At 41.8% G+C, this 11,922-nt stretch carries 7 protein-coding genes; 5 read left to right on the top strand and 2 right to left on the bottom strand.

Translation table 11 applies throughout. The features are described 5' to 3' along the window. Positions 1-15: 15 nt before the first annotated feature. Positions 16-3,072: a two-partner secretion domain-containing protein gene (locus AB0756_RS21185; protein WP_038082413.1), complete on the bottom strand. Its 3,057-nt coding sequence runs from the start codon at positions 3,070-3,072 to the stop codon at positions 16-18. A gap of 679 nt (positions 3,073-3,751) precedes the next feature. On the opposite strand from AB0756_RS21185, the gene AB0756_RS21190 reads away from it, so the two are divergent. From AB0756_RS21190 to AB0756_RS21200, 3 genes are all read left to right on the top strand, one after another. Beyond that, positions 3,752-4,384, top strand: a complete 633-nt coding sequence (locus AB0756_RS21190) for a DUF928 domain-containing protein (RefSeq protein ID WP_237265979.1) — start codon at positions 3,752-3,754, stop codon at positions 4,382-4,384. Positions 4,385-4,397: 13 nt separating this feature from the next. Continuing rightward, entirely contained in the window at positions 4,398-7,052 is a 2,655-nt protein-coding gene (locus AB0756_RS21195) for an EAL domain-containing protein (protein ID WP_237265978.1), read from the top strand. 245 nt (positions 7,053-7,297) lie between these two features. Then, positions 7,298-9,016, top strand: coding sequence for a tetratricopeptide repeat protein (locus AB0756_RS21200; RefSeq protein WP_038082418.1), 1,719 nt, complete (start codon positions 7,298-7,300; stop codon positions 9,014-9,016). A 413-nt stretch (positions 9,017-9,429) separates the two neighbouring features. Here AB0756_RS21200 and AB0756_RS21205 read toward each other — a convergent pair whose 3' ends face one another. After that, the gene (locus AB0756_RS21205; RefSeq protein WP_038082420.1) at positions 9,430-10,542 is read right to left on the bottom strand and encodes a hypothetical protein; all 1,113 of its coding nucleotides are present in this window, start codon (positions 10,540-10,542) and stop codon (positions 9,430-9,432) included. Positions 10,543-10,590: 48 nt separating this feature from the next. Here AB0756_RS21205 and AB0756_RS21210 point away from each other — a divergent pair, with 48 nt between their 5' ends. Next, positions 10,591-10,722 (top strand): hypothetical protein, encoded by a 132-nt coding sequence (locus AB0756_RS21210; RefSeq protein WP_272899964.1) that lies wholly within the window; start codon positions 10,591-10,593, stop codon positions 10,720-10,722. Between the two features lie 280 nt (positions 10,723-11,002). Beyond that, positions 11,003-11,698 (top strand): Mo-dependent nitrogenase C-terminal domain-containing protein, encoded by a 696-nt coding sequence (locus AB0756_RS21215; RefSeq protein WP_038082421.1) that lies wholly within the window; start codon positions 11,003-11,005, stop codon positions 11,696-11,698. Positions 11,699-11,922: the final 224 nt, after the last annotated feature.

Here is an 11,922-nt window from a genome sequence, read left to right on the forward strand (position 1 = left end):
TATGACTTGGCAATTTTACTTGCCTTGACAATCAGTTGAAGATAACCAAGGGCTGTGGGGAGTAACTTGAGGAGCTTGTGCTACAAGCATAATTTCACCTTTGGAATTCATAACGATCGCTTGAGCCTCCGCGATCGAATCGCTCTCCCGAACGCTCGTATAAGTTGGTGATGATACAATTTCTTGAGCCCCACGGATGAAGGCGGATTTACCTGTTGGAATGGGAGAAGTATCCAAATCTTGCAATGACATATCAGCGTTCAACATATTTTCAGGGTTAGGCAAAAGCCCACCCCGTCCAGTCACTACAAACTTACCAACCGCCCGTCCTCGATTAGCCCGACAACCTTGAGCGACGGTATTAGAAGCATCAGTCAATTGTATGGGTAAGCTTACCAATCCGTGAGTTGGGTCAACATCAGGGGTTTTAATTTCCACAGCACCGCTAACACCATAAGTAGAACTCGCAGTAATATCGCTCAATGGCGTTTCTCGAACGCGGAATTCAGTACCAAAAACGCTCTGAGATGAAATTTTAATGTTCCCTCCCCGTCCTTCCAATGCATTAGCTTTGATGTCGCTATTTTCTGAAGACACTGCAACCAAAAAACGTGTATTGATATTAATATTGCCGCCATTTCCCTGCCCGCTAGTAGTTCCTGCTGTTGCAGAAATTAAGCTACCGCGACGTATTTGAGTTATATCCCGCACTTGTAATGCAATTTCACCACCATCATCAGAAGCGGTTTCTGCTAAAATCCTTCCTTGTTGGTCGAGCAAAAGAGAACGAGCAGTAAGGTTAATATTACCAGCCTTTCCAGTTCCCGTTGCTTGTACGTATAACCCACTACTCGCCTTACCATCACGAGAAGTTCCAATTAGCTTGACGGTATCAGATGCATTAATCGTTACGTTTCCTCCTTCACTTCCACCAAAAGTAGAAGCAGAGATGCGTGCTCCATCCCGAACGAGTAGATTGCCAGTATTAATCGTTAAATTGCCCGCCGGTGCTTCCCCAAATGTTGAAGTAAATAACCCACTAAAAGACTGACCATCCTGAGAAGTCCCAAGGAGTTGGACTGTATCTGTAGCTGTCAAGTCTATTTTTCCACCAGGTGCTAAACCGTTGGTTATTGCCTGAATTTGAGCACCGTCTTGTATTGATAATTGCTTGGTGTTAATTTCAACACTTCCTCCCGCACCGACATCGGATGTAGAAGCGGAAATTCGCGCTTGTTCTCCTTCAAGAGTCAATTGTTCGGTTTTTAAAGATACGTTACCGCCTTGACTGGTTGCCCCAGTTTCCACTTGAGCAAACAAACCACTAAATTGAGAATCTGTTGCTTCTCCTTGAACTTCGACGCTTTGAGCAACAACAGAAATACTGCCAGCTTTACCAGAAGAAAAAGTACCAACTGACACTTGAGCACCGCTATCAATACGTAATGTTTCGGTATCGATCGCAATGCTGCCACCCTGACCGCTTGCTTCTGGTTCAACTTGGCTAAATACACCACTAGCTTGGCTAGCCGTTTGATTGCCTGTGAGTTCTACTTTACGAGCCTGAATTGCTATATTACCAGCATCCCCATCACTGAAAGTAGAAGCAGATATCCTTGCTCCATCTCGAACGCTCAAATTTCCAGTTTCAATTCTGATATCTCCAGCTTTTCCAGATCCAGTTGTGTCAGTAAATAGGAGGCTCGGAAGTGGCGGATTCAGTAAATTTGACTCTCCTACTATAGCGATGGAGTCTGAGGCTTTTACTGTTAAATTACCGCCCAATCCACTATCTGTAGTATAAACTGCTACTTGTGCTCCATCTCCCAACCGTAAATTATTAGTATCAATCCTTACATCTCCTCCCTTTCCCATTCCTCTTGTTTGAGTTCCCAAGATACTGAGGTTAGTTAATTCCAGATCGGCAGACCGAACAGTCATATTGCCTCCACGACCCACACCCTCTGTGTCTGTAAAAACAACTGTGTCAAATCCAGTAAAGGTCATTTTTTGAGCTTCCAGAGTCACGTCTCCCCCAGGAACTGAACTTGATGTAAACGTTCGGATATCGGAATCGCTCACAAGTAACCGATTGGCTCGGATTGCAATTCCACCACCACTCTCCGTGCCATCGACATCCGTTTTAGCAGTAATACTTGAATGCTCCAGTAAATTCACTGTCTGCCCTTGTATCTGAATAATACCACCACCCATACCGCTAACATCAATTGACGATCCTTGAAGTTGAAGATTTTGAAATGTCCCAACACCTCCATATCCCAAAGCAAACCCTTGAGAGGTTGGGTTTAAACTGACAAAACTTTCATCTCCCACACTACCCAGTTCAATTCGACCATCAGGAACCGTTATGTTTCCATTTCCCGCGATTTCACCACCGAGTAATGCCAAGGTCGTATTAGGTTGCCCTTGAAGCCCAGCCGATTTTCCCAAAAAATTTGTGACTATTCCATCCTTATTAAATTGGGATTGGTTCACAATGGAACCCGCATTTTTACCGAATTGCAAGCCAATAGGAACGCTAATGGTTAATAAAGGAGTGGTAGGATTGGTAGCGCTGAACTCCTCCCCATTGGAAAGTTTTAAACTATTGGCAGTACTTGCAATAAAGGAGCCACCAATATTTAGCTCGGCGTTTGGTCCAAAGACAATACCATTTGGATTAATCAGAAACAGGTTGGCTTTGCCTTGAGTTTGAATTAAACCATTAATATTAGATATGGCTCCACCCGTGACACGACCGATGATATTTTCAACACTTGTATCGTTGTTGAAAATTCCAGACCCTCCAGTGGGTACGGAAAAAGTTGTGAAGCTGTGAAACAAGTTATTGCCTACCTGTGTTCCTCCTGTAATGACAAAATCCAGACCCGGTGTTGTCCCACTTGTGACAACTGTTGGGTTGGATAGCGTGCTATCCGGAGAGATTTGCGCGATCGCCATTGCGGGATTGATTGCTATAAAAAAAGTAACAGTAAACTGCTTGACAAATTTAAAAGAGATTTTATATAAAATATGTCTTGATATTTGGACGCCTAGCGGCTTAACATTCATATTTATAATTTGACTTACTAACAAAGTAAATGTTAAGAAACATATCGATCGCGTCGATCTAGCGATCTGTTTGTGAAGCATCAAAGGTTAACTTTGTCTAAATCCCTGACTTTATTTAGAAGTCGGGAACTTAACAGCCGCCTAAAATCAATGTAGTGGACGGCTTGTTACAATTGTTCAGAAGATCTGATAACTGTTCTGTTGTAATTCACAATGACTTCAAGTGTAAAGTTCGGCTACAAAAACTTTATCCCTTGAATTGAATGATTTGTGAGATGAAGAAACCCAGTATTTTCACGTTCCGGGTTTCTATGGTCACTATTGTCTCGTAAATCAAATATGATTCTTATACTTGTTAATTAACAGAATTGATTTTGTAATAGTTGTAATTACTGAAAAAGAAAATATATTTTCATGAATTTAATATTTAGTTAGTTGAAATTACTCAAATTTTAAATTAGCTTAAAAAAATATTTTAAGTATGAAAAGTCCATAAAAATATTGATTTAATAATTTCAAAAGTTATAAAATAATGCTATATCAAGATTGCTAGAGTATTTTGCAAGATGAAATTAAATAGTACAGAAATATGCTTGAAAAAAAAAATAAAATAAGGGTCCTGATAAATATCTTTTTGACTTCTCTACTGGCTTTCTCAGCGATGCTACCACAAGTAGTTATGGCAGGATCTAGAGAGGGATTACCAGGACGGCGTGTAGGAGGTGGAACGCGCAGTGGTTGCGAACTTAACGCCAAGCAACTGACAGCATTAGCGCCCGAAAACAATTTGGGATTGACACAAGCGGCTTACCCCACGTTGTTTTTCTTTGTACCCCAAACCTCTACTCCCAAAACAGTAGAGTTTGTCCTGCGAGACGATAAAAACCATTTAGTCTACGAAAAAAGTTTTATAAAAACAGGTTCATCCGGAATTATTAATGTCAGCTTGCCTCAAGAAAAATCTTTACCTCCACTCAATGTTGATAAGAACTATCGGTGGTATTTATCGGTGATTTGCGAACCCAAAAATAGAGCTAAAGATATTGTTGTCTCTGGTTGGATTCGACGAGTTCAACCAGACCCTATGTTTCTGAAGAAGTTAGAGCAAACAAAAACATCTGTAGATCGTGCTGACTTGTATGCTAGTGCGGGACTTTGGCAAGATGCACTTGTGACATTGGCTGAACCTCGTTACACTCAACCTAATGACTCTCAGTTAACTACAAGTTGGACAAAACTTTTGCAAACTGAAAAGTTAGAAGCGCTCGCACAAGAACCCCTGTTAAAGGTTGAGATATTAAGTAATCGTTAGTTGTACGGGCGCAATGCTTTGCGCCCGTACAGTCGTTGGTCGTCAGCCCCTAACCCACAATCCACAACCCCCAACCAACCCTTCTGTGATTGCTCAATTTACAAAAAAGTTGTCTTCACTACTCTCAGTGCTTAACAGCTACTGTCAGCATAAAGCTATTGCAACATTAAGTGTCCAACAATCGGTTCTTGCAGCCAGTATTCTTATGGCAGGGTTAGTGTTAGCTGCCAGATACACAGGTGGATTGCAGTTTTTGGAATTACTTGCCTTTGACCAAATGGTGCGCCTTGAGTCTAATTCCGAACCAGACGAACGACTGTTGGTTGTTGCAATTACAGAAGCGGATATCGAGAAACTCAAAAAGTGGCCTATCTCAGATCAAATTCTTGCCCAAGCCTTAAAGAACTTGCAACAATACAAGCCTAGGGCTATTGGGATAGACCTTTATCGCAATATTTCAGTACCACCAGGTGAAAATGCCCTGCTTCAGCAACTTCGCCTTCCTAATGTACTTAGTATTTACGAGCTTGGGGGTGTAGATGCTGAAAAAGTTCCTTCTATTCGAGGTGTACCCCCAGAGCAAACAGGCTTTAACGACTTATTACTCGATCCTGACGGTGTTATCCGTCGTAATTTGATGTACGCATATGAAGGCGAGAAAAAGTATTACTCTTTTTCCCTGCGATTGAGTCTCAAATATTTAGCACAGCAAAATGTTGCGTTCAAAACTTTACCGGATGGATTGCAATTAGGCAACACCACTTTTCCTGCTTTAAATACTCATTCTGGCGGCTATCACAATCTTGACGATGCTGGCTATCAGGTGCTTGTATCTTACGGTTCGATAGATGTAGCGCGACAAGTTACTTTAACTCAAGTGTTACGTAAAGAAATCAATCCGAATTTGGTAAAGGATAAGGTCGTCTTAATTGGTACAACCGCACCCAGTCTTAAAGATATCTTTTTCACTCCTTATAATGCAGGACAGTCGGCAAAACCAAGAACACCAGGAGTTTTTCTCCACGCGCAATTTGTCAGTCAAATCCTAAGTACTGCGTTAGATAGAAAACCGTTAGTTTGGTTTTGGTCGGAATGGGAGGAAATCCTATGGATATTTTTATGGGCTTTAGTGGGTGGTGCATTGGCATGTCGGCTTCGACATCCTCTTCTTTTAGGGGTCGTGGGAGTGGTTTCTTGGGCTGGCTTATGTGGCATTTGCTTCTACATCTTTCTTCACGGAGGCTGGATACCTTTTGTCCCTGCATCGCTAACATTAATAACTACAGGAGTTAGTACATTTTGCTACGTTTTATTACGCAGATCGCTTCACGATCCCCTTACAGATTTACCCAATCGAGACTGTTTTCTTAAAAGTTTGGAAGTAGCGATCTCAAACTCACAACTTCATCAAAATACGCGATTTGCCGTATTATTTCTGAATTTAGATCGCTTCAAAATTATTAATGAAAGCCTTGGTTACCAAGTAGGCGACCAACTCTTAAAAAATACGGCACAAAGATTAAAAGCCGGTGTCAGAAGTAGAGGAACAGTTGCAAGGGTAGGAGGCGACGAGTTTGCGATTTTGCTCTTAAACATCAGCCATACCAGTGAAGCAACTCAATTAGCCGATGAACTTCAACAGCAAATCAGTCAACCGTTTCAAAAAGATGGGCAACAAATATTTACGAGTATTAGCATTGGTATAGCCTTTAATCAAAGCGAACTTAACTACCATCCAGTAGAGTTATTGAGAGATGCTCATATAGCTATGTACCGGGCAAAAGACTTAGGTAAAGCCCGTCACCAAGTCTTTGCAACAGGTATGCACACGCAAGTCATCAAGCGATTTCAACTCGAAGCCGATCTCCGCCGGGGAATAGAATTAGAAGAATTGTATCTTGTATACCAGCCAATAGTGTCGCTAATTACGGAAAAAATAGCTGGTTTTGAAGCGCTTGTTAGGTGGAACCATCCCAAACACGGTTTTGTCTCTCCTTTAGAATTTATTTCAGTTGCAGAAGAAACTGGTCTAATTATTCCTCTAGGAAAGTGGATTTTTCAAGCTGCTTGCCGTCAATTATCTATATGGCAAGCCCAATTTCCTGCAAGCCCGCCCCTGATGATGAGTATAAATCTTTCCGGGCAACAGTTCACTCAACCGGATTTAGTTGAATACATTGAACAATCTTTGCAAGAAACTGGATTGGACGGGCGGAGTGTAAAATTAGAAATTACTGAAAGCGTAGCTATGAATGATGTGGAAGCAGCCATATCAGTAATGCTACGCTTAAGAAATTTAAATTTGAGACTAAGTATAGACGATTTTGGGACTGGGTATTCATCTTTAAGCTATTTACATCGTTTTCCCGTAAATACACTTAAAATAGATCGCTCGTTTGTCAGTCGAATGGAAGACACGGATGAAGATGCAGCAATTGTTCAAACCATTGTGATGCTTAGTCATTCCTTGGGAATGGACATTGTTGCTGAGGGTGTAGAAACAGTCGAACAAAAAGCAAAATTGCAAGCGCTTAATTGTGAATACGGACAAGGCTATTTCTTCTCCAAACCTGTAGATAGCAAGACAGCAACGGCGTTATTACAAAGCCAGTTTTCCACAACAGGTAGCTATTTGGTAGAGGAACAACACAAAATACCTCAAGCGTAATGGGAGATAGGGTATCAAGAGGTAAGCTTTCTGACTTCTTAAAGGAAGTCGGAAATTTGACCTTTGGAGAAGTAGAATTTGTGGAGAGAGTAAAAAAAATGAATACCTTTACCGTAGAATTGCCCGGAAACAATGTTCGCTGTGGTGAAGACTTATATTAACGAGCACTGAAATCAGTGAAAAGCAAACAGTAACTCAAAGTAAGCGTGTAATCTATCAAACCAGCTACTAGCAATTTACTCAAGATGAACCCAAAACCGCCTCTACCCAGTAACGAAATTGCCAGACTCTATACACTGCGACAGTATCAAATCCTTGATACCCCTCCAGAGAAAGTGTTTGATGATTTCACCTTCTTAGCTGCACAAGTTTGTCGTACTCCAGTAGCTTTGATCAGCTTACTGGATGGAAATCGGCAGTGGTTTAAATCCAAGATAGGTGTAACAATATCTGAAACCGAGCGAGATGTTGCTTTCTGCGCCTACTCAATCTTGCAACAACAACCACTCGTTGTTAGAAACGCGTTACTGGATGGTCGATTTGCTAAAAATCCCCTCGTTACTGCAGAACCCAACCTTCGGTTTTATGCTGGTGCGCCTTTGATTACGCCAGAAGGATTTGGCGTTGGAACCCTTTGTGTTATAGACTTCGTACCGAGAGATTTAACTCTCGAACAGGTGGAAGCACTGCGATTGTTAAGCCATCAAGTTGTAGCACAATTGGAGTTGCGGCGGAATGCGATCGCTTTGTCACGTACTCTCACTCAACGACAGCAAGCCAACGCACAACTTCGTCAGCAACAGGAGTTCATTGAAATCTTTTACCAACGGGGAGAGGAAAAAGCAAAAAAAGGAGACTATCAAGGGGCGATCGCAGAATTTAACCAGTTTTTACGTCTAAATCCTCGAGGTTTTAAGGCATATTACGGTCGAGGACTAGCCCGTCAAAAATTGGGAGACAAAAAAGGAGCGATGGCAGACTTTGATTTGTATTTGCAGTTTCATCCCAATGATAGTGAAGCTCATTATTATCGAGGACTGCTCCGTTTAGAGCTAGGAGACTATCAAGGAGCAATTACGGACTACAGCCATGCGATGCAAAGCACTCCTGACAATTTTGGTTCTATCAATTCCGAACTTGGAGATAGACAACAAATTCCTTTTCACCATGCTCCAGCTTTAGGGGACAATTCCCGCAATTTTGGCACCAATATTAATATCATCCCAGATTGCAGTTTTTCTCAAATTGAACTTTCTCAGATTGAGAATTCCAGTAGTGCTATTGAAAGCTCTACTCATTCTTTATTACCTCATTATAACGATACCAATAATAACGAAATTTATCTCAACTCCGGGCATTCCCAATATGAAATGCAAAATTATGTTCCATCTTTGGACATAACCTCCGAGCTAGGCGAAGGATATGTCAGTCGAGGTAATACCCGCTTTGAGATAGAAAATTGCAAAGGTGCTATTGATGATTACACGCAGTATTTAGAAAGCAGTGATAGCGATCCAGATATTTACTTAAAACGGGCAAACTCCCGCTTTCAACTTAAAGATTATAAAGGTGCCATTGAAGATTATACCCAAATTATCAAAAGCGCGCCTAATGATGCTAAGGCTTACTTTAATAGGGGAAATTGCCGTTATGAGATGGAAGATTACAAAGGGGCTGTTGAAGATTACAACCTCTCTGTCGCACTCAATCCTAATGATGCAGAACCTTATATCCATCGAGCAAATGCTCGAGCTAAGCTTCAAGATTACACTGGTGCAATTGAAGATTACACCTACTTTCTGCAAATGAATCCTGATGATGCGAAGGCTTATATTAGTCGAGGTAATGCTCGGTCTAAACTGAAAGATTATAGCGGTGCAATTGAAGATTACAAAAAAGTGTGGTCGAGACCTATCGTTCAACGCGCTTCGTTGCCAGGTACGGACAATTTACGTAATTCATAATTCGTCAAATAAGGGAACGCTTAACAGGGGAACTCCTATAATTTTTCATTCCCAGGCTGAGCCTGGGAATGCTTTTATTAGAGACGCTACCTCCACTCATGAAGAAGGTCAAGGGTGGACATTTTGACTAATACCAAATCCACTTTTCTAACCCCTTTTAGCCCAGCGATGTTCGTAATCGCGGCTATACAAACAAAGTCCCTTCGGGTTCGCCCTCCCTTGTTCGCCAGTCCCCAGGGCGCGGGAAACCCGCCTTCAGGGCTGGTCTCACCAGTCGCCAGGGCGCGGGAAACCCGCCTGCAGCGCTGGACTCACCGCCTGCGCGGACTAAATTATAAAGGGGGTACAAGACGCGGATTTAGTATAACACTGGTGAGGAAGCCTGGAAATGTGCCACAAGAAAGTCCCGTGGTTTACTGACTTGACGAGAATTGTGTATAAGTTGTTTGTAATGCCTGTTCTATCGAACCCAATCTTTGAAAAGTCGCGATCGTATCATGTGCTGGTGTTTTTCTTGTCTGAAGAGACTTTTTAAGTTCTACTAACAAACAAGCATCTGGATCGTCCTTGAGAGCAACTTCAGCAGCTTCTATGACTTGGGTTGCGATCGCAAAAATCTCTTCATTATCAAACCCTTCTCTTGCAGAAAGTTGATGCAAAGCGGTATCAGGTACAATGGCTCTACCCGTCAGTGTTTGGTCTAAAACCAGACCTTTTAATAATGCTAGCAACTGAGCATAAATAGAAAAATCAGAACAACTATCAAAGGCTTTAAATTCAATACGCCCAACTTCCGCAGGAAGTCGAGCAATTTTTGTTGAAGAAGGAACGCTTTTAATCAGTTGTTCCTGAGTTTCTACAAAAACTAGAGTCGCGGGTCTTTTTCCTGTTCTGACAAAAGTTCTCACGGAAAGCCCTTGCCATAATGTTCCTTCATAAAAGGGAGAACTATAACTAAAAGGAACAATGTAAGGGCTGTAATAAGTTAATTTTTGCCCGATATCAATAACACATTCAATAGATAGATCGGTAACTGAAATGTTTAAGTCGGGTCCGTAGGTGACCATATAAATGTAAGCTTCCTCGTCAGGATAGGCTTGTAGATCTTTTCTTTCAACATCATTCAAGGGGGGATTGGGTTCGTAATTGGTAAGGTATGGATTAAAACTGATTAAAACGGGTGAAAAACCAAACTCTTGAGCAACTTCCTTTAACAATTGAAAACTTTCTGATAGTTCAGTAATAGTACTGTGAATATCAGGGTGTATAGTTGTTCTAATTTCGATACCTTTAGGAACGCAATCAATCATTTCTGCAGCTTCAGAAAAGCGCTCAAAGCCTTCTATATACCACCTCTTTTTTCTGATCCCAGCATCTCCAATATGTAATTGAGTGCGATCGCTAGGATAAGTCGGTAGTTTTTCGATAATTTTATTGAAATCAGCGTATATTGTGCGAGAAAAATCGGCAAACTTTCCTTCTTGATTGAGGAAAGCGACTTCATGTTCAATGCCAAAATAAAACATTATTTAACCTTGACTTTTAATTGAAGGAGGGAGTTTGGTGCGGAAAAAATGAAGAAAACCTTAAGAATTTATCCGGGTACGGGTGGTAATACCGGATTTGAAGGCAAAAAACTTCAACCTTCATCCTTTATCCTTCATTCTTTTAAACGCGAGATGCTATTTGAGAGGTTTTTGCAATAGCAAAGTTATGAAAATTCTAATCTATTGCGTCCAGTATCTCAAGCAATTTCATGTAATACCATTTCACCAAACGGTTCATGCAATTAATTGGAACTAGCCCTAATTAAGGTTAGCTGGGGTTTCCCTCTAGGGTTAGAGAGGTGGGATCGGTATAAATAGTTTTTCTCAGAAAAATTTGCAAGACTTTCTTAAGAAGGGTTTTACTGCTAGCTCCTTCACTCCCTACTCTCCACAACCCTCAAGTTACGATAAACTCAGAATTGCTTGAGGGCTTGAGTTTATGACAAATGTTGTAAAATCTCCATACACCAACGAACAGATAGCTGCTTGGCTGCGTGGGTTACTAACCATTGCTTGGGCAGATGGTGACTTTGACGCTCAAGAACAAGAATTAATTGCTAACCTCACTAAGGATGAACTCGCTCCCAGCATTAAGGTAGAATCCTACGAGCCCATAGAACCAGAAGAATTATCCACAGTTCTGGGGAAAGGGACAAAAGCTGCAGAAAACTTTCTCCGCACAGCTGTCATGGTCGCGATCGCAGATGGAACATATTCTTCCAGCGAAGACTATATTTTGCACCAGTTCTGCAAAGTTCTGGAAGAGCCAGAAGATATGTTAGAAGCACTGCGCCATACATTAGAACACTCTCACCAAGTGACAGCAACTATCCCAACATCTCCAGTTTCCCTACAACCCATACCGACAAAGCACCAAGCTGATGCACTTCACCCTCTAAGAGAATGGCTAGACAAGTTAGATATTCAAGACCCAAGAGTTGCACGTTTTTTATGTAAAATGATACCATCACAATGCCCATTTGAAAGGGATGTGACTCTTTTTGGACGTAAGATCGTTCACATTCCACCGTTGTGTAAACTAAATCCACTCTACGAGCAACTAGTAGGCTTGCGTTTCCGCGCTCTCTCCTATCTGGCGGATGAGTGCGGTGAAGATGTTTCACCATATATTTAGTTAATGGCTAATGGCTAATTGCTAATAGCTAATGGTGAGTCCAGCCCGCAGGGCGCGGGTTTCCCGCGCCCTGGGAACTGGCGTATAGCCCTTGCGGGCATAGCCTGCGGCATCGCGAAGCGTCTCCGCTCCTGAGATACAACAGAGGGCTAATGGCTAAGAACTAACAATTAGCCATTAGCCATTAGCCCTTCGGGTTCGCCCTTCGGGTTCGCCAGTCCCCT

This window comes from Tolypothrix campylonemoides VB511288_2, from assembly GCF_045999855.1.
Classification (GTDB): domain Bacteria; phylum Cyanobacteriota; class Cyanobacteriia; order Cyanobacteriales; family Nostocaceae; genus Scytonema; species Scytonema bouteillei_A.